This window comes from Pseudomonas sp. Pseusp15, assembly GCF_059492165.1.
Map to the genome: position 1 here is coordinate 483,512 of NZ_CP168523.1, position 22,939 is coordinate 506,450.

At 61.3% G+C, this 22,939-nt stretch carries 20 protein-coding genes and 1 riboswitch; of the genes, 5 read left to right on the forward strand and 15 right to left on the reverse strand.

What is annotated here, in order from left to right; translation table 11 throughout:
- Nucleotides 1–121: 121 nt before the first annotated feature.
- The 7 genes from atzF to ACEN8R_RS02390 form a co-directional block, all read right to left on the reverse strand.
- Nucleotides 122–1,900 (reverse strand): allophanate hydrolase, encoded by a 1,779-nt coding sequence (gene atzF / locus ACEN8R_RS02360; protein WP_018926805.1) that lies wholly within the window; start codon nt 1,898–1,900, stop codon nt 122–124.
- Nucleotides 1,901–1,925: 25 nt separating this feature from the next.
- A complete protein-coding gene (gene uca, locus ACEN8R_RS02365; RefSeq protein WP_018926804.1) occupies nt 1,926–5,558 on the reverse strand; it encodes an urea carboxylase in 3,633 nt (1,210 codons plus the stop codon).
- A gap of 323 nt (nt 5,559–5,881) precedes the next feature.
- A complete protein-coding gene (locus ACEN8R_RS02370; protein ID WP_138866194.1) occupies nt 5,882–6,523 on the reverse strand; it encodes an urea amidolyase associated protein UAAP2 in 642 nt (213 codons plus the stop codon).
- A gap of 11 nt (nt 6,524–6,534) precedes the next feature.
- The gene (locus tag ACEN8R_RS02375) at nt 6,535–7,260 is read right to left on the reverse strand and encodes an urea amidolyase associated protein UAAP1 (protein WP_495624555.1); all 726 of its coding nucleotides are present in this window, start codon (nt 7,258–7,260) and stop codon (nt 6,535–6,537) included.
- 12 nt (nt 7,261–7,272) lie between these two features.
- The gene (locus tag ACEN8R_RS02380; protein ID WP_477743387.1) at nt 7,273–8,061 is read right to left on the reverse strand and encodes an ABC transporter ATP-binding protein; all 789 of its coding nucleotides are present in this window, start codon (nt 8,059–8,061) and stop codon (nt 7,273–7,275) included.
- Nucleotides 8,062–8,080: 19 nt separating this feature from the next.
- Nucleotides 8,081–8,896 (reverse strand): ABC transporter permease, encoded by an 816-nt coding sequence (locus tag ACEN8R_RS02385; RefSeq protein ID WP_495624556.1) that lies wholly within the window; start codon nt 8,894–8,896, stop codon nt 8,081–8,083.
- A gap of 17 nt (nt 8,897–8,913) precedes the next feature.
- The gene (locus ACEN8R_RS02390; RefSeq protein WP_064619754.1) at nt 8,914–9,981 is read right to left on the reverse strand and encodes a putative urea ABC transporter substrate-binding protein; all 1,068 of its coding nucleotides are present in this window, start codon (nt 9,979–9,981) and stop codon (nt 8,914–8,916) included.
- A gap of 62 nt (nt 9,982–10,043) precedes the next feature.
- Nucleotides 10,044–10,144: riboswitch (guanidine-I (ykkC/yxkD leader) on the reverse strand.
- A gap of 282 nt (nt 10,145–10,426) precedes the next feature.
- On the opposite strand from ACEN8R_RS02390, the gene ACEN8R_RS02395 reads away from it, so the two are divergent.
- Nucleotides 10,427–10,663: a hypothetical protein gene (locus ACEN8R_RS02395; RefSeq protein ID WP_018926798.1), complete on the forward strand. Its 237-nt coding sequence runs from the start codon at nt 10,427–10,429 to the stop codon at nt 10,661–10,663.
- A gap of 212 nt (nt 10,664–10,875) precedes the next feature.
- The gene (locus ACEN8R_RS02400) at nt 10,876–11,319 is read left to right on the forward strand and encodes a hypothetical protein (protein ID WP_081626522.1); all 444 of its coding nucleotides are present in this window, start codon (nt 10,876–10,878) and stop codon (nt 11,317–11,319) included.
- A 50-nt stretch (nt 11,320–11,369) separates the two neighbouring features.
- Here ACEN8R_RS02400 and dspII read toward each other — a convergent pair whose 3' ends face one another.
- Nucleotides 11,370–12,482: an enoyl-CoA hydratase/isomerase DspII gene (gene dspII, locus ACEN8R_RS02405; protein ID WP_495624557.1), complete on the reverse strand. Its 1,113-nt coding sequence runs from the start codon at nt 12,480–12,482 to the stop codon at nt 11,370–11,372.
- A gap of 132 nt (nt 12,483–12,614) precedes the next feature.
- On the opposite strand from dspII, the gene ung reads away from it, so the two are divergent.
- Nucleotides 12,615–13,307 carry a uracil-DNA glycosylase gene (gene ung / locus ACEN8R_RS02410; RefSeq protein WP_018926795.1) on the forward strand — a complete coding sequence of 231 codons (693 nt, stop codon included), beginning with the start codon at nt 12,615–12,617 and terminating at the stop codon, nt 13,305–13,307.
- 50 nt (nt 13,308–13,357) lie between these two features.
- Here ung and ACEN8R_RS02415 read toward each other — a convergent pair whose 3' ends face one another.
- Genes ACEN8R_RS02415 through ACEN8R_RS02435 form a run of 5 tightly spaced genes read right to left on the reverse strand, consistent with a single transcriptional unit; the run spans nt 13,358 to nt 18,733 of the window.
- Nucleotides 13,358–14,398, reverse strand: coding sequence for an AbrB family transcriptional regulator (locus ACEN8R_RS02415; RefSeq protein ID WP_018926794.1), 1,041 nt, complete (start codon nt 14,396–14,398; stop codon nt 13,358–13,360).
- Nucleotides 14,391–15,905 (reverse strand): tripartite tricarboxylate transporter permease, encoded by a 1,515-nt coding sequence (locus tag ACEN8R_RS02420; protein ID WP_064619745.1) that lies wholly within the window; start codon nt 15,903–15,905, stop codon nt 14,391–14,393. The genes ACEN8R_RS02415 and ACEN8R_RS02420 overlap by 8 nt, the downstream gene beginning before the upstream one ends.
- A 1-nt stretch (nt 15,906) precedes the next feature.
- Nucleotides 15,907–16,365 carry a tripartite tricarboxylate transporter TctB family protein gene (locus ACEN8R_RS02425; RefSeq protein WP_018926792.1) on the reverse strand — a complete coding sequence of 153 codons (459 nt, stop codon included), beginning with the start codon at nt 16,363–16,365 and terminating at the stop codon, nt 15,907–15,909.
- Between the two features lie 58 nt (nt 16,366–16,423).
- The gene (locus ACEN8R_RS02430) at nt 16,424–17,401 is read right to left on the reverse strand and encodes a Bug family tripartite tricarboxylate transporter substrate binding protein (protein ID WP_018926791.1); all 978 of its coding nucleotides are present in this window, start codon (nt 17,399–17,401) and stop codon (nt 16,424–16,426) included.
- A 39-nt stretch (nt 17,402–17,440) separates the two neighbouring features.
- Entirely contained in the window at nt 17,441–18,733 is a 1,293-nt protein-coding gene (locus ACEN8R_RS02435; RefSeq protein WP_495624558.1) for an OprD family porin, read from the reverse strand.
- 234 nt (nt 18,734–18,967) lie between these two features.
- On the opposite strand from ACEN8R_RS02435, the gene ACEN8R_RS02440 reads away from it, so the two are divergent.
- Together ACEN8R_RS02440 and ACEN8R_RS02445 are read left to right on the forward strand one after the other, a co-directional pair.
- Nucleotides 18,968–19,639 carry a response regulator gene (locus ACEN8R_RS02440; protein ID WP_007941432.1) on the forward strand — a complete coding sequence of 224 codons (672 nt, stop codon included), beginning with the start codon at nt 18,968–18,970 and terminating at the stop codon, nt 19,637–19,639.
- Nucleotides 19,632–21,020 (forward strand): sensor histidine kinase, encoded by a 1,389-nt coding sequence (locus tag ACEN8R_RS02445; protein WP_086944830.1) that lies wholly within the window; start codon nt 19,632–19,634, stop codon nt 21,018–21,020. Before ACEN8R_RS02440 ends, ACEN8R_RS02445 begins: the two co-directional genes overlap by 8 nt.
- 64 nt (nt 21,021–21,084) lie before the next feature.
- On the opposite strand, the gene ACEN8R_RS02450 is transcribed toward ACEN8R_RS02445, so the two are convergent.
- A complete protein-coding gene (locus ACEN8R_RS02450; protein ID WP_018926787.1) occupies nt 21,085–21,906 on the reverse strand; it encodes an HDOD domain-containing protein in 822 nt (273 codons plus the stop codon).
- A 35-nt stretch (nt 21,907–21,941) separates the two neighbouring features.
- On the reverse strand, nt 21,942–22,883 hold the full coding sequence (ygfZ, locus tag ACEN8R_RS02455; RefSeq protein ID WP_495624559.1) for a CAF17-like 4Fe-4S cluster assembly/insertion protein YgfZ: 942 nt from the start codon (nt 22,881–22,883) through the stop codon (nt 21,942–21,944).
- Nucleotides 22,884–22,939: the final 56 nt, after the last annotated feature.

A 22,939-nucleotide genomic window follows, 5' to 3' on the forward strand; every position in this document is an offset into this window, starting at 1 on the left:
AAAGGGTCATTCGGTAATGGCCGGTTTGCTTGGCCCGAGCTGCGCATGATCGTCCCGCAAGCTGCCATGTGCAAGCTAACGCTCGCACATTCCTGAAGGAGCCTTGCCGGTGATCAGGCGATCAACCCAGGCTTTTCAAATACGCCCGCCACCCGCCCAAATGACTGATTTCCACCGCCCCGTCCAACCCATACGGCTCACAGATAAACCCGCTCTCCCAACGCCCATCCGCCAGTTGCACCTTGCCCAATCCCAGTGGAGCGGGAATCCCGGTGAGGAACGACCCCAGCTCACTGCTCGGCAATTCCCATACTTCCACCGCAATCGCCACGCCGCCCTCTTTAACGCGGACCATGCCGGGGCGATACGGTGGGCCGCCGGCCAAGGCATACAGCTGATAATCGGGAGAACTCTGAGTTGTTTCTACCAGCCGCGCTCCACGCTGTTTGAGTTGCCAGTTCAGCGCCAGCCCCTCCAGGTGCGCGCCGCAGACCACCAGTCGTGCCCGGTCATTGTGCGCGATGGCGGCCGGTGCGGGTGACGCCAGGCCCTGCTGACGTTGCAGGGCATCTGCCACGCTCAACAGATACTGATCGGTAAACGCGCGACCAAACAAGGTCACTCCCCATGGCAAACCATTGCCCATCAATCCGCTGGGCACGGCGACGGCAGCGTAATCGAGCAGGTTCATGAAGTTGGTGTAGTAGCCCAGTTCCGAGTTGCGCAGTACCGGTTCGGCGGCAAGTTCCGCCAATGTCACCGGACGGCCAATGGTTGGCGTCAGCACGCAGTCGAGGCCCACCAATGCTCTGTCGCACAGCGCCTTCAAGACTTGCAGCCGGTAGTGGGCGCGGAAGGTTTGCACGCCGGTCACCGCCGGGGCCTTGGCCAGCACGGCACGAATCACTGGCAACACGGCTTGAGGATTTTGCTCCATCAATTTGCCGGCCACGCTGTAACGCTCAGCCACCCATGGTCCTTCGTAGAGCAACCGCGCCGCTTCAAGGAAGGGCGACAAATCCAGTTCGACCGCTTCACCGCCCAGGGCTTTAAGCTGGTCGATGGCGTCGCCAAACAACAACGGGCCTTCAGGGCAGCCGAAGAACGCCAGGTCCTGCGCACGGGGCACACCGAAACGAAACGCGCGCGGCGTGCCGAAGGCCGAGCCGTCATTCCACAGCGGATTGCTGCGGCTGTATTCATCCCGTGGGTCGAGATGAGCGGTCAGTGCCAACAACTGACTGGCTTCCCGAGCCGTGGCCGTAAAGGTCGTGACGCAATCGAGCGTGCGACAGGCCGGAACCACCCCGGCCGTGGAGATCAGCCCTTTGGTGGCTTTCAAACCGACCAGATTGTTCAGCGCCGCCGGTACGCGTCCGGAACCTGCGGTGTCGGTGCCCAGGGCAAAACTCGCCACGCCGAGCGCCACCGCCAGTGAAGAGCCGGCGCTGGAACCGCCCGACGGATACTCCGGCAACACGCTGTTCGGGCAAGCGCCATACGGCGAGCGGCTGCCGTTGAGGCCGGTGGCGAACTGGTCGAGATTGGTCTTGCCCAGCGGGATCGCGCCCAGCGCCAGCAGTTGCTCGACGATGGTTGCCGAACGCTCCGGCACGTAGGCAAACGCCGGGCACGCCGCGGTGGTCGGAATGCCCGCCAGATCGATATTGTCCTTGATCGCGAACGGCACGCCGTACAGCGGCAGGCTGCCTGGGTCACGACCATCGAGGGCGGCGAGGTACGGTTCCAGTTCCTCGGCGCTGAGTAAATGGATGAACAAGTGATAGTCCGGGTTCAGCGCCGCGGCTTTTTCCCGCAGGCTCGGCAGCAGTTGCCGAGGCGTGATGTGGCCGTCACGGTAAGCGTTGCGCAGGGCGTCGAGTTGCAGATTGATGTTCATGGTTCAGATCCTTGTTGAAATGGCTTCAGTCGAGTTCCAGCACCACGACGCGCTGTCCGGCGCGCACTGGCGAGCCCGGTTGCACACGAATCTCGCGCACCACACCGGCCATGGGCGCGAGCAGCGGGATTTCCATCTTCATCGACTCCAGAATCACTAGCACATCTCCGGCGACCACTTGGCTGCCGACCTCCACCTGAACCTGCCAGAGGTTGCCGGCGATGTGGCTGTCGATGCTCTGCTGACCGTCGGCCAACAGTGCCTCTTCGGTCACTTGCGGCGCCGGTTCTTCACTGTCGAAATGCGCCTGACCGCTGGCAATCCAGCGCTCGCGCTCGGCGTTGAACGCACCTTTTTGCTGATCCCGAAACGCCGCAATGCTGTTGGCTTCCTTCGCCAGAAACGCCTGGTAATCCGCCAGGTTCAACTGACTGTGCTCGATGTTCAGAGCGAAGCGCCCGAGCGGGAAATCCCGTCGAATGCGCAGCAGTTCGTCGGCGCTTACCGGGTAGAAGCGGATTTGATCGAAGAACCGTAGCAGCCACGGTTTGCCATCGAACGCGGCGACCTCACGGTAGCGATTCCACATCTGCAAGGTCCGGCCGACGAATTGATAACCACCGGGGCCTTCCATGCCGTATACGCACATATAGGCGCCACCGATGCCCACCGAGTTTTCGGCGGTCCAGGTGCGGGCCGGGTTGTACTTGGTCGTCACCAGGCGATGCCGTGGGTCGAGCGGGGTGGCGACCGGAGCGCCGAGGTAGACATCGCCCAGCCCCATCACCAGATAGCGGGCGTCGAACACCGTGCGCTGCACTTCGTCGAGGTTCGGCAGGTCGTTGATGCGCCGGATGAACTCCAGATTGCTCGGGCACCATGGGGCGTCCTTGCGCACGGTGGTCATGTATTTCTCGATGGCCAACTGGCAAGCCGGGTCATCCCAGGACAGCGGCAGGTGCACGATGCGCGAGGGAACCTGCAAGTCTTTGGCGGCGCACACGGCGTCCCACTCACCGGCGACGATGCCCAGCAGATCGGCGAGCGGCAGTTGCTCCGGTTGGTAATGCACTTGCAGCGAACGGATGCCCGGCGTCAGGTCGATCACCCCGTGCAGCTGTTTGCTTTCCAATGCCTGCATCAGCGCGTGGGCGCGGAAGCGCAGTACCAGGTCCAGTTCCGGTGCGCCGATTTCCAGTAACAGGTGAGTATCCCCCGACAACCGGGCGACCAACCGTGTATCTCCCTGGCCGATATCCAGCATCACAGGCGACACAACCCCCTGTGGGAGCTGGCTTGCCTGCGATGAAGTTGATGCGGTGTCTGATCGGGCCTCATCGCAGGCAAGCCAGCTCCCACAGGAATCCCATTTCAAGGCGAGGTTACGGGCGGTCTCGAGATCGACTGGTTGGAACTGCACCTTGTCTCCAGCCTTGAGCTGCCCGAGCTGCCAAAGATCCGCTTCGATCACCGTCACCGGGCAGACGAACCCACCGAGGCTCGGACCATCTGGACCGAGGATTACCGGCATATCACCGGTGAAATCCACCGCGCCAATGGCGTACGGATTGTCGTGAATATTCGAGGGATGCAACCCGGCTTCGCCACCGTCGGCCCGTACCCATTCCGGCTTCGGCCCGATCAGCCGCACACCGGTGCGGCTGGAGTTGAAATGCACTTCCCATTGAGTGGCGAAGAAGGTGCCGATGTAGTGTTCGGTGAAGTATTCCGGCGCGCCATGGGGGCCGTAGATCACCCGAATTTGCCGCACGGCCGGCAACTCGGTGACCTGCTCATCAGGCAATTGGACACCCGCGCTACGGTCGATCAAGGCTGGCACATGCAACACGTCCCCGGCACGCAACGCACGACCGCCATGGCCACCGAACTGACCGAGGGTGAAGGTACTTTTGCTGCCCAGGTAATCCGGTACTTGCAGGCCGCCGCGCAGGCACAGATAGCTGCGAGCGCCTGCACCGGCGATTGTGCCGAGATGCACTGTGGCCCCGGCCGGAATCAGCAGCGCAGTGTTCATCGGTGCCGCTTCGCCGTTCAGCGTCAATGGAATCTGCGCACCGGTCACTGCCACAACCGCATCACAATTGAAGCGCAGCATCGGCCCGCTCATGGTGATTTCCAGGGCCGCTGCGCCTTCATCGTTACCCAGTAAAAGATTACCCAAACGCAATGCACGACTGTCCATCGGCCCCGACGGCGGCACGCCCACCGCCCAGTAACCAAGACGCCCCGGATAGTCCTGAACGCTGGTCTGGGTGCCGGCGCTGATCACCTCGAAGGTGTTGGCCTGGTAGACCAGCGCTTCCAGACAACGGGTCCATGGCTGGCCGCTGGCAAAGGGCGCATCGAGCAGAATCTGTCGCAGGTAATCGCGGTTAGTTTCCACGCCGTACAACAGGCTGTCGCCCAAGGTTTGGAGCAGGTCAGCGCGGGCTTCTTCGCGAGTCGGCGCCCAGCGGATGACCTTGGCAATCATCGGGTCGAAGTACGGCGGGATCTCGCAACCGGCCTCGACCCACGTGTCGATGCGCAGGTGTTTGCCATCGGCGACGGGGAAACTTACCGCCGTCAGCAGGCCGGGGCTCGGTTGAAAATCGCGCCCCGGATCTTCGGCGTAGAGCCTTGCCTGGATCGCGTGGCCGTTGGTTTTCAAGCCTTGGCTCAATGCGTTCAATGGCGGTAAATCTCCGGCCGCCAGTTCCACCATCCAGCGCACCAGATCCACGCCCCACACTTGCTCGGTGACACCGTGCTCCACCTGCAAACGGGTGTTCACTTCAAGAAAATAGAAACGCTGGGCGTCACTGTCGAAGACGAACTCCACGGTGCCGGCGCTGCGGTAATTCACTGCCTTGGCGAGTTTGATCGCGGCAAGGCAGAGCGCTTCGGCCATGCCGTCGGGCAGGTTGGGTGCCGGGGTTTCTTCAAGGACTTTCTGGTTGCGCCGCTGCACCGAACAGTCGCGCACGCCGAGGGCAATCACCTCGCCCTGGCCGTCGCCGAACACCTGCACTTCCAGATGTCGCGCGCGCTGGATGTACTTCTCGATGAACACACCGGCGTCGCTGAAGTTGTTCTGCCCGAGGCGTTTGACCGCTTCGAAGGATTCGCCCAATTCGGCGGCGCTGCGGCACACGCGCATACCGATGCCGCCACCGCCGGCGGTGCTTTTGAGCATCACCGGGTAGCCGACCTGTTCGCCGGCGATCAATGCCGCGTCAAGGCTGTCGAGCAGCTCGGTGCCTTCGAGCATCGGCACGCCGTGTTGTTTGGCCAGGGCGCGGGCGGTGTGTTTGAGGCCAAACACGCGCAGTTGCTCTGGCGTGGGGCCGATGAAGGCGATATCGGCTGCTTCGCAGGCCTCGGCGAACGCGGCGTTTTCCGAGAGGAATCCGTAGCCGGGATGGATCGCCGTAGCGCCGGCGGATTTGGCGATGGCGAGGATTTTGTCCACGGCAAGGTAAGTGCCGACCGCGGCGCCTTCACCCAGGCTGTGAGCTTCATCGGCGTGCAGGATATGCAGGCTGGCGGCGTCGGCTTCGGAGTAAACGGCGACGCCCTTGACCTGCAACTCTCGCAGGGTCCGCAGGATGCGGCAGGCAATGGCGCCACGGTTGGCGATGAGGACTTTTTCGAACATGGCATAACCCCTGGAGGCGATAGCGCATCAGCCTCGACCTGGGATGCGGGCCGTCCCGCAGTTTTTCGAGATGCACCCGGGCCGTCCCGGATGAACAAAATTCACGCTTTTTTGTGGCGAGGGAGCTTGCTCCCGCTCGGCTGCGCAGCAGTCGCAAAACCTGCTGCTGTGGTCCGTCAGACATAGCGCGATAGCAGGGTTTGGGGCCGCTTCGCGACCCAGCGGGAGCAAGCTCCCTCGCCACAGGGATCAGCGTTGTTTGAGGCACTGGCCGGAGCGGGCCTGACACAGGGCAAATAACCACCGCCGCAAACGCGCAAGTTTCAGTTCCATACCAAAAGCTCCGCAGGCGTGGGGTTGTAGGCGTTGCACGGGTTGTTCAGTTGCGGGCAGTTGGAGATCAACACGATCACGTCCATCTCGGCGCGCAGGTCGACGTATTTGCCGGGCGCTGAAATCCCGTCTTCAAACGTCAGCCCGCCATCGGCCGTCACCGGCACATTCATGAAGAAATTGATGTTCGGCCCGATGTCGCCCTTACCCAGGCGCCCGTCGTGGGCGCAGGCGCGCAGGTAGTTGTCGCGGCAGCTGTGCATGTAGCGTTTTTCCAGGGCGTAACGCACGGTGTTGCTCTCTTGCGCGCAGGCACCGCCGAGGGTGTCGTGACGCCCGCAGGTGTCTTCGACGATGGTCAGCATTGGCTTGCCGAGGTTGGAATAGAGCACGCTGCCGGTGCTCAGGTAGACGCTGTTCTGCCGACGCAACGTGCGTTGCACGTCATAGCGCTCCTTGGGATTGGCGAGGCTGTAGAACAAGGTGTCGACCGCCTGATTGCCTTCCAGGTCGAGGATACGCAGGGTCTGGCCGGCCTTGACCTCCATCAACCAGGGTTCGCCGGCCGGGATGGTGGCGCGGTAGACCGCTGTTTCTGGTTGCTTGTGAGCGGTGGCGATAGCGAGTGACATGGCAGCGATCCTCAGGCGAACAGACGGTCGGTGTTGATGAAGCCGCGCTCGTTTTCCGGGCGCGAGGTGCGGCAGTGTTCGGCGACGCTGGCATCGGCGTTCATCCAGCTCAGCTTCAGCGGTTTCGGTGCGTATTCCGGCGACGGATCCATCGGGTGTTGCAAGGCAGTGAGCACCACCAGGGTGTCCATCGGCGCGTACAACTCGATGTAATCACCGGCCTTGGAATTGCCTTCGACGAAGTGGAGGCGGCCAGCCTCATCGACGTTCACCCGGCTGAACAGGTTGAGCGTCATCAGCAGGTCGGACAGGCCCAGTCCCCACTTGCCCAGCTCCACCAACAAGTTGTCGGTGCCGTTGCGGAAGAAACCGTTGCGCAGCTCTTGATAGCGGCCCTGGCCATATTTTTGTGCGACTTCTTCAGCGCAGAGCACGCCGCCGAGGCTGTCGCTCCAGCCACAGGTGTCGGCGGTGATGGCCGCCAGCACGCGGCCCATGTCCGAGTACAGGCAATGGCCGCTGGTGAGCTTGGCGGTGTGTTGGCATTTGAGGCTGTCGGGCAGATTCAGGCGTTCGGTTTTTTCGTTGGCGTTGAGCAACGTCAGGCTGACGTTGGCACCGCCGCGCAGGTCGGTCAGGCGCAGCAACTGGTCGCGTTTCAGGACGAATGAACGATGGCCGCCGCCGGGGAGCATTTCTTCGGCGAACGGCGGGAACAGTTGGGTCGAATCAGTCATGTGCAGATTCCTCTAAGCGATACGAAGCGTGCCTGCCAACTGAGCTGGCAGGGCGTCGACGGCGGCGCGGTTGGCGCGGCGGTCGCTGTTCAAAGGGATGTCGTAGGTGATGCGTGCGCCATAGGCGCCGGGGGCGTGCGGGTCGACGCGGACCTTGTCGAACACCAGCAAACGGGTGCCGAGACTGAAACCTTCGGACAGGTCGTGGGTGACCATGAACACCGTCAGTTGCGTCTCGCGCCACAGCTCCAGCAGCAGGCTGTGCATGTCTTTGCGGATGCCCGGATCGAGGGCGCCGAACGGTTCGTCGAGGAGCAAGACCCGCGGCTTCATGATCAATGCCTGGGCAATCGCCAGCCGTTGCTGCATGCCACCGGAGAGTTGCGCCGGATACTTGTCCAGCGAATGGCCGAGGCCGACTTTGTGCAGCAACACTGAGGCGTGTTCGTGTGCCTCTTTTTTAGCGCTGCCGAACAACCGCCCCAGTAAAGGCGAGCGCGGCAGTTCGAGGCCGAGGGCGACGTTGTCCAGCACGGTCAGGTGCGGGAACACCGAATAGCGCTGGAACACCACGCCACGGCTCGAATCCGGTTCGCCAGCCAATGCCTGACCGTCCAACAGAATCTCGCCACGACTGGCGCGTTCCTGGCCGAGCAATAGCCGCAGGAAGGTCGATTTGCCGCAACCCGACGCGCCGACCAAGGTGCAGAACTCACCTTCGTTGACGCTCAGGTTCAGCCCTTCAAGCACCACCTGATCGGCGTATTGCTGCCAGACGTTTTTCACTGTGATGAAGCTCATGCCCGCGCCTCTTCATAACTCATTTGGAGGCACCTTGGTGCCAGGGAAAGGCCCGTTGGGTCAGGCGTTTGAGGCCCCAGTCCATCAGCCAGGCGAGCAGGGTGATCCACGCCACGTAGGGCAGAATCACGTCCATCGCCAGGTAGCGGCGCACCAGGAAGATCCGGTAACCCAAACCGTCCGTGGAGGCGATGGCTTCGGCGGCGATCAAAAACAACCACGCCGAGCCGAGCATCAGTCGCAACGAGATCAGCAGGCGCGGCAGCAATTGCGGCAGCACCACGCGCAGCATCAGAGTCCAGGTTGAAGCACCGAGGGTCTGCGCCTTGATCAGCAATTCCAGCGGAATTTCCCGAGCGCGCTGTTCCAGATCACGGGCCAGGCATGGGGTGATGCCGATCACGATCAGCATCACTTTCGACAACTCCCCCAACCCGAACACGATGAACAGAATCGGCAGGATCGCCAGCGGCGGCACCATCGACAGCACTGTCAGCACGGGCGATAACGGTGTGCCAAACAGCGGTAGCGTACCGGCGGCGATGCCCAGGCACAGCCCGGCCAACGCACTGATGCCGAGGCCGATGGTCAACCGCCGCAGGCTGGAGGCGGTGTCTTGCCAGAGCAGGTATTCACCAGTGCGGGCGTCGGCGGTGAAGGCCAGGCGTTTCACCGCGTCGGTCATCTGCACGGCACTGGGCAGCAGTTTGTCGTTGGGGTTGTCCATCAGCCGTTCGGCCGAGCCCATGAAGTAGGCGAACAGCACCAGGGCGAACGGCAGGATCACCAACAGCAGGCGACTCGGGCGATCCGGGTGGCGATTGATCAGGCGCATGGCCAGCTCCTCCTGTCTTACAGCTTGGCGTCGGCGGCCATCTGCACGTAAGTCGGATCGAAGCGCAGCTTGAGGTTGCCTTTATCGCCGCTGGTCACGCCATTGGCGAAGGCCATGCCGATGGCGCTGGTGTCCTTGGCGCCTTCACCCAGCAAGCCGTGCTGGAACGAGAACTCGGCGACCTTGCGCATGGTGTCGGGCAGTTGCTTGCTGGTGGAGAACGCCAGGGCTTCTTTGGGCGTGGCGAACAGTTTGGTGGTGTCTAGTTGCGCCTGGAAACCGGCCAGGTCGGTGCCCGAAGCTTTGGCCATGTGTTCGAGGGCGGCCTGGCTGGTGGCGTTTTTCGCGTTCATCAACGCGACCACTTCGAACCAGGCGCCGGTCAGGGCTTTGCCCAGGGCCGGGTTGTCTTTGAGGGTGGCGCTGTTGACCACCATCATGTCCATGATTTCGCCGGGGATCTGGCTGGAATTGAACACTTCAGTTACCGCAGGCTTGGCCTTGATGTCCGAGAGCATCGGGTTCCAGGTGGTGACAGCGTTGACCTGCTCGGTGTTGAAGGCGGCGGAGATGTCGGCGTCGGAGGTGTTGACCACTTTCAGGTCCTTCTCGGTGAGGTCTACCGAATCCAGAGCACGGGCCAATAGATAGTGGGACACGGACAGCTCCACCAGATTGACGTCCATGCCTTTGAGGTCAGCGACTTTCTTGCCTTCGCCTTTGAGCACGATGCCGTCGTTGCCGTTGGAGAAGTCGCTGACGATCAGCGCCGTACTGTCGACGCCACCGGCAGCCGGAATGGTCAGCGCGTCCATGTTGGTCATGGTGCAGCCGTCGAACTGGCCGGCGGTGTATTGGTTGATGGATTCGACGTAGTCGTTGAGCTGCACCACATCGATCTTGATGCCGTACTTTTTCGCCCATTTGTCGACGATGCCCTGGCTGCCGGCATATTCCCAGGGCATCCAGCCGGCATAAATCGTCCAGCAGACGCTGAAATGGTCTTTCTGTGCGGCGTGGGACGAGACGCTCACGAGGGCTGCAAAAGCAGCGGCGAGCAGGGCGGGTAAACGAAGTCGGGACATGGGATGGTTCTCCAGTTGATCAAGGGCGGACAGGAAGGCAGCGGCACCGCGAACGGTGGCTTGTCTCCCGGGCTTTTGTCCCGCCGTGTAACCTCAACTGGAGGTCGCCAACTCTCGGACCAGTCACTCGCGATTGCGAGCCGGAACCCTAGTCAGCCATTGCAAATTGTGGTGCCGCGAACCTGTGATGACTCCTGCACGTCTTTGGTTAAGCGAGAGCCGTGCCAAGTTGACTTGAGCGCTCTGGCTGGGGGCATGGAAGGGAGGGCGAGACAAACAGGGGAGGGGCGCTTTGCCTTGTCATGGTGCGCAGCGCATGGGTATGCACCGTAGAAGGACAGCTAGCCGCTGATCTGAAGGTCGATGCGATCAGGCACTCGGTGCCTGTTTTAAAGTCAAAACAGGTGTGACTCGACTGCCGTTGCAGGTCTTTCAGGAGGCCTCCATGTTCTGTCAGAAAAAGCTCCGCCAAATACTGCTCAGTGTGTTTTTTGGTTTGGGTCTGTCCGGGTGTTACTACTATGTAGGGGGCGCCGATGTTTATCCGGCACCTTATTACTACCCCGGCTATTACTACTCACCTTACTACTACGGCGGCCCACGCTTTTACGGGGGTTATCGTTACTACTATTTCAGTGGGCCTCGCTATTACCATGGTGATCACGATCGCGGGCATCGCTAAACGGCTCATGAGCACAACGGCGCCTGCGGCTTACGCAGGCGCCGTTTTCTTTTGCGCAGGATGAAAAACCTTTCATCGGCTACTTGTTTCGGCGTGTTACAGAAACGCACCAGATCCCGATTTCACTGTCTGATCTTTCGACAGTCGCCGAACAATTGACTGTCGCCTGCCAGCGTCGCTGGCGTGGCTCACTCGCGGTCCAGGAGGCCGCTATGCTCTGTCGAAAACAGCTCCGCCATATTCTGCTGATCGTTCTATCGGGATTGTTTCTTGGTGCGTGCGTGCCCTATTCCGATGGCGACAGCTACTACCGCTCGGATGTCTACACGTCCCCAGCGCCGTATTACTCCGATGGTGGTTACTACACAGCTCCGCGCAGGTATTACTCGCCGCCTGCACGGTATTACCAGCCATCGCCACGTTATTACTACCAGCCGCGGGTTTATCAACCGGCACCGCGCTATTACGACTACCGCGGCAACCAGAATCGCGGATGGGACCGTCATGACCGCGGTGGTTGGGATGGTCGTCGCGACGGTTGGGATGGTCGTAGTCGCGGCAACTGGAACGACGATTCCCGGGGCCACAGTGGACGGGATCACCATGGCGGAAGAGGCGATCATGGCGATAATGATGGTCGAGGCGGCCGTCGCTAACTCCTCAATAGAAAGCGGCGCATGAAGCGCCGCTTTTTTGTGCCCGGATTTCAGTATTCCGACAGATCGGCCAACGGATGCCGACCTTCCCAGACCTTGTGAAAATGCGCTTCCACCGCCGCCTCCGGCACCGTGTTGATATCCGGCCAGTGCCAGTGAGGTTTCTGGTCCTTGTCGATCAACCGCGCGCGCACGCCCTCGCTGAATTCCGGATGACGGCAGCAATTGAGGCTCATGGTGTATTCCATCTGAAAGACTTGAGCCAGCGACAGGTGCCGGGCGCGGGCGATCTGTTCCCACACCAGATGAGCGGTCAGGGGCGAGCCTTCAATCATGGTGCAGGCCGCACGACTGAGCAGCGGGTCTTTATGAACGCGTAGCGCACTGATGGCCTTCCAGGCACAACGAACGTCGCTGACATCCAGCAACTCGTCGATCTGCTGGCGTCGCGGCAGCCACTGCGCTTCGGGCATTTTTACGAGCGCTTCTTGTTGCAAGGCCTTGAGCAGACTGTTGAGCTGCATGGCGGTCTGTTCCTGCCAGTTCAATTGCAGCAAACCTTCGATCAGCTCCGGCTGTTGTTGATCGAGCAAAAAGCGGTCCGCGAGGTCCAGATCGATTGCATCGCGACCGTTCATCCGGGCGCCGGTCAAGCCGAGAAACAACCCGAGCTTGCCGGGCAACCGCGACAGAAACCAGCTGGCGCCGACGTCCGGGTACAAACCGATACTGATCTCCGGCATCGCCAATCGGCTGCTCGGCGTGACAACCCGAATGCTCGCCCCTTGCAGCAGCCCCATGCCGCCACCCAACACGTAACCATGACCCCAGCAGATCAACGGTTTCGGGTAGGTGTGCAACTTGAAGTCGAGGCGATATTCTGCCGCGAAGAAGTGCGCAGCCAAGGGCGGTACTTCTCCGGGATGGGCGCGACACGCTTCCACCAGACTGCGCACTTCACCGCCGGCGCAAAAGGCCTTGTCGCCATTGCCGCGCAGCAGTACACAAACGATCTGTGGTTCCTTGGCCCAGGCGTCCAGTTGATCGCGCAAGGCGTTGATCATCGGCAAGGAGAGGGCGTTGAGGGACTTTTCGGCATCCAGGCTGGCGATGCCGATGCGTGCGCCGTCGGTGCCGGTGAGTTCTTCGAAGTGCAGATTCATCATGACCTCGATCGGGAATTTGAGCGTTCAGTATGATCGCTCTATAGGAAAATGCCGGATCTGCGTCAGATCAATTGACAAGCGTGATGGGCTTTCCTAGGGTTCGCCCCATTGTTTTTGCCGGATGTAACCATGACTGCTGACGACCGTATCAAACTCGAACCGAGCTGGAAGGAGGCCCTGCGTGCCGAATTCGACCAGCCTTACATGGCAGAGTTGCGCACATTCCTGCAACAGGAGCGCGCGGCGGGCAAGGAGATCTATCCGCCGGGACCGTTGATTTTCAACGCGCTCAACTCCACGCCGCTGGACAAGGTCAAGGTGGTCATCCTCGGGCAGGATCCATACCACGGCCCGGGCCAGGCCCATGGGCTGTGCTTCTCGGTGCAACCGGGTGTACCGGCGCCGCCGTCGCTGGTGAACATCTATAAAGAGTTGAAACGCGACCTGAACATCGACATCCCCAACCATGGCTACCTGCAGAGTTGGGCGGAGCAGGGCGTGTTGATGCTCAATACCACCATGACCGTGGAGCGGGCGAATGCCAACGCCCACGCGGGCAAGGGCTGGCAGCACTTTACCGACCGGATTATCGAAGTGGTCAGCGAGCGCCAGCCGCATCTGGTGTTTTTACTGTGGGGCGCGCATGCCCAGAGCAAGCAGAAACTCATCGACGCTACCAAGCATTTGGTATTGACGTCGGTTCACCCGTCACCGCTGTCGGCTTATCGCGGCTTCCTCGGGTGCGGGCATTTCAGTCGGGCGAACAAGTTTCTGGAACAGAATGGCGAGACGCCGATCGAGTGGCGGTTGCCGCCGGTGTGAAGAGTGTGAAGAGTGTGAAGAGTGTGAAGAGTGTGGCGAGGGGGCTCATATCAGACGGAATCCGGCTCCCGGTTCCAATACCTGAACAACGGCTCCGCTAAAAACAACACGAACAACAGCCGCATCACCTGCATCGCCGTCACCAGCGGTACCGATAGTTGCAGGGTTTCAGCCGTCAAACTCATCTCGGCAATCCCGCCGGGCATCATGCCCAGCGTCAGCGAACGCAGATCCAGATGGGTCAATACACTCAACCCCAGTGCCGCCAGCGTGGCGATCAACATGGTCAAGACCGTGCCGATCAGGGTCCGGCCCATGAAGGACGGTGCCCGTCGGAAGAACTGTCGATTGAAGTGGCAGCCCAACCCGCTGCCGATCAGCCACTGGCCGATCTGACTGCCGCCGTTGGGCAGGCCGATGTGCAGGTCCCAACCAATGCTCACTGCCGCACTCACCAGCAACGGCCCGAACAGCCAGGGGTTGGGTTGCCGCAGGCGCTCCCAGATCCAGGCGGCCAGGGCGCCCGCCGGGAACAGAAGGGCCAGCCACCACCAGTTGACGGTCGCTGCATGCAAGGCCGGCGCACCATCGCCCAACAGATACTTGAACGCCGCTGGCACACACAGCACCACCACCAGCACCCGCAAGCTTTGTCCCGCCGCGACACGGCTGAGCACCGCGCCATTGCGGGCGCCGAGGTTGACCATCTCCCCGGAGCCACCGGGCATGCTGGAAAAGAACGCCGTGGCGCGATCTTCGCCGGTACGCCGCATCAACCAGACCCCGACCACCGCGGACAGGCTGGTGACCAACGCACCGAAGAAGATCAGACCGAAGTGGCTCAGCACCTGCTCCATCACCACCGGGGTGAAGTGCAGGCCGATGCCGATGCCGACAACCCACTGGCCGCACTTGCGCCCGCCAGGGATTTCCGCCAGTTGCCAGGGTGTCAGGCAGCGCACGAGGATGATCGCCAGTAACGAGCCGACCATCCACGGTAGAGGCCAGCCGATCTGGCTGGCGAGGTAACCGCCCAGCAGACCGACCAGCGGTGTTCCCCACCAGGCTTTGAAGGGTGTTCGATCAGGCATCGGCGATAGCGCGCCGGGCGACCGAACGTTTGCGCCAGATGCGCAGCAGCGGCATCAGCAACATGATGGCAGTCAGCACCCAGCAACCGAACGTGATCGGGCTCGACCAGAGGATTTCCAGTGCACCGTTGGAAATCGACAGCGCGCGACGCAGGTTCTGTTCCATCAGGCCACCGAGGATGAAGCCCAGCAGTACCGGCGACAACGGGAAGTCCAGCTTGCGCAGGATGTAGCCGAAGATGCCGATGCCGATCATCAGGAACAGGTCGAAGGTGGTGGCGTGTACGGCGTAGACGCCGATCCCGGTGATGATCGCGATCACCGGCACCAGTGCCCAGTTCGGCACGGCGAGGATGCGGGTGAAGATGCGGATCATCGGGATGTTGAGGATCACCAGCATCACGTTGGCGACGAACAACGACGCGATCAGGCCCCAGACGATGTCTGGCTGCTGCTGGAATAACAGCGGGCCCGGGGTGATGTTGTACAGCGACAGTGCGCCGATCATCACCGCCGTGGTACCCGAGCCTGGAACACCGAGGGTCAGCATCGGCACCAGGGCACCGCAGGCTGCGCCACCGATGGCGGTTTCCGGAGCCGCGAGGCCACGCATGTCGCCTTGGCCGAAAGTGCCCTTGGCACCGGCGATACGTTTCTCGGTCATGTAGGCCACCGCGCTGGCCAGCGTCGCGCCGGCACCCGGCAACACGCCCATGATGAAGCCCAGCAAACCGCAACGGACGTTCACCACGAACACCGCCGAAGCTTCCTTGAAGTTGAACATCATGCGCCCGGTGGCTTTCACCGCTTCCTGGCCACGGTGGGTTTTTTCCAGCAGCAAGAGGATTTCGCTGATGGAGAACAGGCCCAATACCAGCACGACGAACTGAATGCCGTCTGTCAGATGAATGTTATCCCCGGTGAAGCGGTATACGCCGCTGTTGGCATCGATGCCGACGCTCGACAGAAACAGACCGATCAGCGCTGCAATGAAGGTCTTCAGCGGTCGGTCGCCGGCCATGCCGCCGAGACAGACAATCGCAAACACCATCAGTACGAAATACTCCGCCGGTCCGAAGGCAATCGCCCATTTCGCCAGCAGCGGGGCGAACAGCACCATGCCGCAAGTCGCGATGAAGGCACCGATGAACGAACTCCACGCCGACAGCGACAGCGCTACACCGGCCAGACCCTTGCGGGCCATCGGGTAACCGTCGAGGGTGGTCATGACGGTGGAGGCTTCGCCCGGAATGTTCAGCAGGATGGAGCTGATCCGGCCGCCGTATTCGCAACCCAGGTACACCGCCGCCAGCAGGATCAACGCCGACTCCGGTGGCAGGCCGAGGGCGAACGCGATCGGAATCAGCAACGCCACGCCGTTGATCGGCCCCAGCCCCGGCAGCAGCCCGACGACGGTCCCGATCAAGGTGCCGCACAGTGCGGTCACCAGGTTGTACGGGCTCAGCGCAACGCCGAAGCCCTGACCCAAATAGCCAAGAGTATCCATATCAGTTCTCCAGAACGTCGAGCACGCCCAACGGCAGTGGCACGTCCATCAACTTGTCGAACAGCAGATAAAGACCGATGGCCATCAGGCTGATGATCACCGCGCTGGGCAGCCAGCGGCCGCCATACAGGCGTGCCATCGGGACCCCGATCAGAATGCTGGCGACGATGAAACCAAGGGGTTCGAAGGCCCCTGCGAACACCAGCAACAGCGCCACGCAGATGCCGATCTTGATCAGGGTTTCGCGGTCCAGTTTCGGGTCGTCATCGCTGTGCACGATCGGCGCCGGCCGAAACACCATGTACAGCAAAGCCAGGCCCATCAGGCCGAGCATCAGCAGGGGGAAGGCGCGAGGCCCGACCGGTTCGTAGGAAAAAGCCGCTTGATACGGCCACGCCATCAGCGCCAGGCCGACACAGGCCAGCAACAGCACCGAAGCAAAAATGCGTTGTATGAGCATGGGGAACTCCTGGGCCACGACCCCGAGAACCGGGGCCGCAGCCGCTAGACAGAGGCGATCACTGGATCAGGCCGAACTCTTTGGCCAGCACTTTGTAGTCCGCGACCTGCTTCTTCACGTAGGTGTCGAGCTCCGGGCCGGTCATGGCGAACGGGAACAGTTCACGCTGATCGCGCAGCTTGGCGAAATCCTCGGAGGCCAGCAGTTTGTCGAAGGCGTTTTTCCACCAGGCGTAGTCTTCGTCGCTGACTTTTGGCCCGAGGTAGAAGCCGCGAACCACCGGCCAGACGATGTTGTAGCCTTGCTCTTTAGCGGTCGGAATGTCTTTCATTTCCGGCTCGTCCAGACGCTTCTCGGAGAACACCGCCAGCAGACGCATGTCACCGCTCAGGATGTGTGGCATGGAGTCGGAGATGTCGGTGCTGCCAACCTGGATGTGGCCGCCGAGCAGGGCGGTGGCGATTTCACCGCCGCCTTCGAGGGCGACGTAACGCAGGTCGCGCGGGTTGATCCCGGCCGCTTTGGCGATCAGGGCGGTTTGCATCCAGTCCTGGCTGCCGACGGTGCCGCCGGAACCGATCACCACCGAGCTTGGGTCTTTCTTCAGGGCTTTGACCAGATCGTCCAGGGTCTTGTAGGGCGAATCGCTTTTCACCGCGATGGCGCCATAACTGGTGCCAACGGCCGCCAACCAGCGCACGGCGCTTTCATCGAAACGCCCGAATTTGCCTTGCGCCAGGTTCAGCAGCGAACCGCTGGACCAGGCCACCAGCGTACCGGCATCGGCCGGGCGCTGAGCGACCACAGCGTTGTACGCCACCGCGCCGACACCGCCGGGCATGTAGGTCACGCGCATTGGTTTGGTCAGCAGTTTTTCGTTGACCAGCGCGCTTTGCGCCAGTTTGCAGGTGAGGTCGAAACCGCCGCCCGGCGAGGCCGGGGCGATGCATTCCGGGCGTTTGGGTTCGGCCAGCAATTGGCCGGCGAACAGCATGATGCCGGTGGCCAGAGCAACTTTTCGCAGTGACAGGTTCATTCAAGTCTCCTTAAGAGTTTTTGTTATGGACGTACTGAATTACCAAAGGGCAACGCTATAGCTCACCAGCAGACGCACTTCATCGGCATCGCGAGCGGAGTAGTTGGAACGGTAGGTGGCATTGCGCAGGCGTACGGCAACGTCCTTGAGGGCGCCGCTTTGTACGACGTATTTGATCTCGGTGTTGCGTTCCCACTCTTTGCCTTCATCGCCGTTCTTGAGCTTGATGTTGTCGCCGCTCACGTAACGGCTCATGAAGCTCAGGCCGGGAACGCCGAGTTTGGCGAAATCATAGTCGTAACGTGCCTGCCAGGAGTGTTCTTCGGCGCCGGCAAAGTCATTGATCTGCACGAAGTTGACCAGGTACGGATCGCTGCCATCGACGTAGGGGAAGGCGCTGTCACCGGACATGCGCTGATAGCCGGCGCTGAGTTTATGCCCGCTCAAGGCGTAGCTCACCAGCCCGTTCAGGGATTTGTTGTCGATCTTGCCGCCACGGGCCGCGCCCTCATCGTCACTGATGGCAAACCGCAGGTCGGTACCGAAAGTGCCGGGGCCGAACGGTTGCGAAGCGACAACACCGAGGAAGTGCTGGTTGTAGACTTCATCGAGTTGAGCGAAGTGGTAGCTGCCGGTGATCTTGTCGGTGAACTTGTAGTCCACGCCGCCAAAGTCAAAATGCTTGCCTGCCACGGTGCCGGCGAAGCGGCTGTTCTTGTTGTTGAGGGCGATGTCTTCGAAGTCGGTGCTGTCGCGGTCCTTGGCTTTCTCCAGACGCCCGCCGGTGAAGGTCAGGTTCTTGATCTCTTTGGAGGTCAGCATCCCGCCTTCAAAGGTCTGCGGCAGAATGCGGCCGTCGTTGGGCTTGAGGATCGGCAGTTCCGGAATCAGGCTGCCGATTTTCAGTTCCGTGGCGGAGATCTTCACTTTGCCGGTCAGGCCGAGCTTGGAATACTCGTTCGCCGCGCGCCCGTCGTCATGGGTTGGCAGCAGGCCGGTACCGGTGCGGTCCGGACTCGAATCGAGTTTTACCCCCAGCATGCCCAGCGTATCGACACCAAACCCCACGGTGCCGTCGGTGTAACCCGATTGCAGATTGAGCATGAACCCCTGGGCCCATTCGTCCCGCTTGGATTGCTGGGCGCTGGTGCCATCGCGAAAGTCGCGGTTGAAATACATGTTGCGGGTTTCGAAGGTTGCCTTACTGTCTTCGAAGAAGGCAGCCTGGCTCAACGGCGAAAAGCCGGCGAGGGCGGCGGCGCTGACAAGGGCGGTGTGGTTGAGGCGGGAAAAACGAACAGGCGGGCGAGCCTGAAGCTGCATGGACAGCATGGTGACATACTCCGTTTATTATTCTTATTGGCGAAAACGCTTCGGGGCGTTTTTCGTATCGCTATGTGCTCTGACTACGGCAGTGAAAGCTGTCCGTAGCGGGACTCTAACCGGCCAACCTTTCGCTAACCTTTCAGCTGACTTTCACGGTTTTCGGGCTTCACAGCGACGGATGCGGCTGTAAACTCCGCGCCAAAGAATGGCGTCGACCATCCCTGAATGAGGTAAAGATCCATGCGTGTTCTGCTCGTCGAAGACCATCTGCAGCTTGCCGAAAGTGTCGCTCAGGCGCTCAAGAGCACCGGGCTGACCGTGGATGTGCTGCACGACGGTGTGGCGGCCGACCTGGCCTTGAGCAGCGAGGAATACGCCATGGCGATCCTCGATGTCGGCCTGCCGCGCATGGACGGTTTCGAAGTGCTGGCGCGCTTGCGGGCCCGGGGCAAGAACCTGCCGGTGCTGATGTTGACCGCCCGCAGCGACGTCAAGGATCGGGTCCATGGCCTGAACCTGGGGGCTGACGATTATCTGGCCAAACCTTTCGAACTGACCGAACTCGAAGCCCGGGTCAAAGCCTTGCTGCGCCGCAGTGTGCTCGGCGGTGAACGCCAGCAGCGCTGTGGCGTGCTGGCTTACGATCTGGACACCCGGCGCTTCACCCTCGGCGAAGAATTGCTGACCCTGACCTCCCGCGAGCAGGCAGTGCTCGAAGCCCTGATCGCCCGTCCCGGCCGGGTGATGAGCAAGGAGCAATTGGCGGCTCAGGTCTTCGGCCTGGATGAGGAGGCCAGTCCCGATGCCATCGAGATCTACGTCCACCGCTTGCGCAAAAAACTCGACGGCCAACCGGTGGCCATCGTGACCTTCCGTGGCCTTGGCTATTTGCTGGAAAGCCGCGATGCATAAGCTCAGCAGCCTGCGTTGGCGGTTGCTGTGGAACCTCGCGCTGCTGCTGGTGGTGTTGATGCTCGCCAGTGGTTTGAGTGCGTATTGGAACGGTCGCGAAGCCGCCGACACCGCGTATGACCGGACCTTGCTGGCCTCGGCGCGGACCATCGCCGCCGGCCTGTCCCAGCGCGACGGCAGCCTCAGCGCCAACGTGCCTTACGTGGCCCTCGACACGTTCGCCTACGACAGCGCCGGGCGGATTTTTTACCTGGTCAACGACATCAATCAGAAGCTGATTTCGGGCTACGAAAACCTGCCGCCACCTCCACCGGGAACGCCGCGCACCGATGACTATCCGGCGCTGGCGCGTTTCTACAATGCCACTTATCAAGGGCAGAACGTGCGGGTGGTCAGCCTGCTCAAAGCGGTCAGCGAACCGAACATGAACGGCATGGCGGAGATCCGCGTGGCGGAAACCGATGAGGCGCGGGTCCGCATGGCGCGCAGCCTGATGGCTGACACCTTGTTGCGGCTGGGCATGCTGGCGATCGGTGCGTTGTTGCTGGTGTGGTTTGCGGTCAGTGCGGCGCTGCGTCCACTGGAGCGCTTGCGTACCGCGGTGGAAGAGCGTCAACCCGATGACTTGCGCCCCTTGCCGCTGGTGGAAGTGCAGCACGAGCTGGGGCCGCTGGTGCGTGCGCTCAATCACTTTACCGAGCGGTTGCGCGGGCAGTTCGAGCGCCAGGCGCAATTCATCGCCGATGCCGCCCATGAACTGCGCACGCCGCTGGCGGCGCTCAAGGCTCGCCTCGAACTGGGCTTGCGCTCGAACGAACCCGAAATCTGGCGCAGCACCCTGGAAACGGCCGCCCAGGGTACGGATCGCCTGACCCATCTGGCCAATCAATTGCTCTCGCTGGCACGGGTCGAGAATGGCGCCCGGGCCATCGCCGAGGGCGGTGCGCAGTTGCTCGATCTCAGTCAATTGGCCCGTGAACTGGGCATGGCCATGGCGCCGCTGGCCCATGCACGTGGCGTGGCACTGGCGCTGGAAGCTGACGAGCCGGTGTGGATGCGTGGTGAGCCGACGCTGCTGAACGAGCTGTTGAGCAATCTGGTGGACAACGCACTGGCCCACACGCCACCGGGCGGCAATGTGATTCTGCGGGTCACGGCGCCGGCGGTGCTGGAGGTCGAGGACGATGGTCCGGGAATTCCCCTTGAAGAGCGGGAACGGGTGTTCGAGCGCTTTTACCGGCGCAACCAGCAGGTGGCGGGATCGGGATTGGGGCTGGCGATTGTCGGCGAGATCTGCCGCGCCCATCTGGCGCAGATCAGCCTGCACGATGGCGAGTTGGCGGGGCTGAAAGTGCGGGTAAGTTTTATTGCGGGGGAGTGAACACACTCACACCTGTGGAGAGAGGCTTGTTGTGGTGAGGGAGCAAGCTCCCTCGCCACAGAAATCAGTAAAACATCGACCGCGACTCTTCCAGATCCTTGCACATTGCTTCGTTCTCCGGATCGATTCCCAGCTTCTTGAAGGCTGGCACACTGAACGGGTCGATACGGGCCAGGGGATGATCGGTGTCCTTGTGGCAATACAGGCTGGCCACTTGCACCAGATCGACATAGTCGACCCGCGCCGATTGCCGCTTGAAATCCAGATACAGCCCCGGCAATTGCACCAGCATTTCCGGAAAATCCCAGACCCTGAGCAATTTATCGCCGAGCAGCGGATGGATGCGCTCGATCACATGGTTGAGGCTGACCGGGTCTGACAGCAATTCATAGTGATCTTCGGCGTAGGTCAGGATCGGCAGCACGCCAATCTGATGCACCAGCCCGCCGAGCGCCGCTTGATCAGGCTTGAGTTGTGTGTAGCTGCGGCACAACGCATAGCTGACGCCGGCGATTTCCAGGCTTTTGCGCCAGACCTCGCGCATTTTCTGTTCCACCACTTCGGAACGGGCATTGAAAATCTGTTCCATCACCAGGCCGATGGCCAGGTTGCTGCTGTAATTGACGCCCAGCCGGGTGATGGCCGTGTGCAAGTCAGTCACTTCCTGGGTCGCGCGCAGCAACGGGCTATTGACCACTTTGATCAGTCGCGCCGACAGCGCGGTGTCACGGCCGATCACTTTGCTCAGGGTACTGACACTGATTTCCGGGTCTTCGGCGGCCTTGCGAATCTGCAGGGCCACTTCCGGTAATGTTGGCAGAACCAGGTCATCATTATCGATGGCCTCAACCAAATCCTGTTGGACCTTATCCGCCAGCTCACTCATTTCTTTTCTCTAGGGTATTGCGACAAGTGCTGCTGTTAACGCTGGATTTCGCGATCACGATCCAGTTGGTAAGGCAGGTCGAGCAAATGCAGGCCCGGACCTTCGAGTGCGCCAAGGTGCAGGTTGCCATCTTCTGCAGCTTCGGCTTGCAGCACGGCCAGGAGTTCAATGTTTTGATCGGTGCGAGCAGCGATCACCACTTCACCGATCGAACTGCCGTGAGTCGGGGAGAACAGTGGCGTGCCGGGTTCAGGCAGTTCACTACCTTCCAGTTGCAAGCGATACAGACGACGCTTGAGTTTGCCCAGGTATTGCATGCGCGCAACGATTTCCTGGCCAGTGTAGCAACCCTTCTTGAAGCTCACGCCGCCGACGGCTTGCAGATTGAGCATCTGCGGGATGAACAGCTCGCGGGTGCTGGGCATGACCTGGCCGATCCCAGCGCGGATCTGGCCCAGCAGCCATTGATTCAGTTCGCCTTCGGCCAGCAGGGCGGACAGCTTGCCCTTGATGGTGTCGGCTTGATCGGCGTTCACCCAGAGTTCAGCGCGCTCAGGCGAGACGCGAAGGGCGATCAGGCCGTCATTACGCACGACGCTGTCGGTGTCGACCGGTAGCGCCAGGCCCAGGCTGGCCAGTGCCGCATCGCCATGCTCAAGGCCAAAACGAACCCAGCCGGCACTTTCGTCGGTCAGTTTCGATTTGGAGAACACCGCGTACTTTTTCAGGTCCGCCAATTGCGGCTCCAGCAGCTCGCTGGCCATCGCCATGAGCACACCGTCGCCTTCCAGCAGAATGCGGAAACTCGACTGCATCCGGCCTTTCTGCGTGCAACGCGCGCCAAGGCTGGCCTGGGTTTCGCTCAGGTAATTGAGGTTGCAAGTCAATTGGCCTTGCAGGAATTTGCTGGCATCCGAGCCGCGTACCGCGAGAACGCCTTCGTGAGACAGGGTGCAGAAAAAAGCAGAATCGGCCATGGGTCATCGCAGGGTAAAGAGTCTGAGGGACATCATAAGGGGGCGCCCTTGAAATG

Excerpts from the sequence above, each read along its gene's own strand:
- atzF (WP_018926805.1), bottom strand. The coding sequence starts at position 1,900 with ATGAACATCAATCTGCAACTCGACGCCCTGCGCAACGCTTACCGTGAC.
- uca (WP_018926804.1), bottom strand. The coding sequence starts at position 5,558 with ATGTTCGAAAAAGTCCTCATCGCCAACCGTGGCGCCATTGCCTGCCGC.
- ACEN8R_RS02370 (WP_138866194.1), bottom strand. The coding sequence starts at position 6,523 with ATGTCACTCGCTATCGCCACCGCTCACAAGCAACCAGAAACAGCGGTC.
- ACEN8R_RS02375 (WP_495624555.1), bottom strand. The coding sequence starts at position 7,260 with ATGACTGATTCGACCCAACTGTTCCCGCCGTTCGCCGAAGAAATGCTC.
- ACEN8R_RS02380 (WP_477743387.1), bottom strand. The coding sequence starts at position 8,061 with ATGAGCTTCATCACAGTGAAAAACGTCTGGCAGCAATACGCCGATCAG.
- ACEN8R_RS02385 (WP_495624556.1), bottom strand. The coding sequence starts at position 8,896 with ATGCGCCTGATCAATCGCCACCCGGATCGCCCGAGTCGCCTGCTGTTG.
- ACEN8R_RS02390 (WP_064619754.1), bottom strand. The coding sequence starts at position 9,981 with ATGTCCCGACTTCGTTTACCCGCCCTGCTCGCCGCTGCTTTTGCAGCC.
- ACEN8R_RS02395 (WP_018926798.1), top strand. The coding sequence starts at position 10,427 with ATGTTCTGTCAGAAAAAGCTCCGCCAAATACTGCTCAGTGTGTTTTTT.
- ACEN8R_RS02400 (WP_081626522.1), top strand. The coding sequence starts at position 10,876 with ATGCTCTGTCGAAAACAGCTCCGCCATATTCTGCTGATCGTTCTATCG.
- dspII (WP_495624557.1), bottom strand. The coding sequence starts at position 12,482 with ATGAATCTGCACTTCGAAGAACTCACCGGCACCGACGGCGCACGCATC.
- ung (WP_018926795.1), top strand. The coding sequence starts at position 12,615 with ATGACTGCTGACGACCGTATCAAACTCGAACCGAGCTGGAAGGAGGCC.
- ACEN8R_RS02415 (WP_018926794.1), bottom strand. The coding sequence starts at position 14,398 with ATGCCTGATCGAACACCCTTCAAAGCCTGGTGGGGAACACCGCTGGTC.
- ACEN8R_RS02420 (WP_064619745.1), bottom strand. The coding sequence starts at position 15,905 with ATGGATACTCTTGGCTATTTGGGTCAGGGCTTCGGCGTTGCGCTGAGC.
- ACEN8R_RS02425 (WP_018926792.1), bottom strand. The coding sequence starts at position 16,365 with ATGCTCATACAACGCATTTTTGCTTCGGTGCTGTTGCTGGCCTGTGTC.
- ACEN8R_RS02430 (WP_018926791.1), bottom strand. The coding sequence starts at position 17,401 with ATGAACCTGTCACTGCGAAAAGTTGCTCTGGCCACCGGCATCATGCTG.
- ACEN8R_RS02435 (WP_495624558.1), bottom strand. The coding sequence starts at position 18,733 with ATGCTGTCCATGCAGCTTCAGGCTCGCCCGCCTGTTCGTTTTTCCCGC.
- ACEN8R_RS02440 (WP_007941432.1), top strand. The coding sequence starts at position 18,968 with ATGCGTGTTCTGCTCGTCGAAGACCATCTGCAGCTTGCCGAAAGTGTC.
- ACEN8R_RS02445 (WP_086944830.1), top strand. The coding sequence starts at position 19,632 with ATGCATAAGCTCAGCAGCCTGCGTTGGCGGTTGCTGTGGAACCTCGCG.
- ACEN8R_RS02450 (WP_018926787.1), bottom strand. The coding sequence starts at position 21,906 with ATGAGTGAGCTGGCGGATAAGGTCCAACAGGATTTGGTTGAGGCCATC.
- ygfZ (WP_495624559.1), bottom strand. The coding sequence starts at position 22,883 with ATGGCCGATTCTGCTTTTTTCTGCACCCTGTCTCACGAAGGCGTTCTC.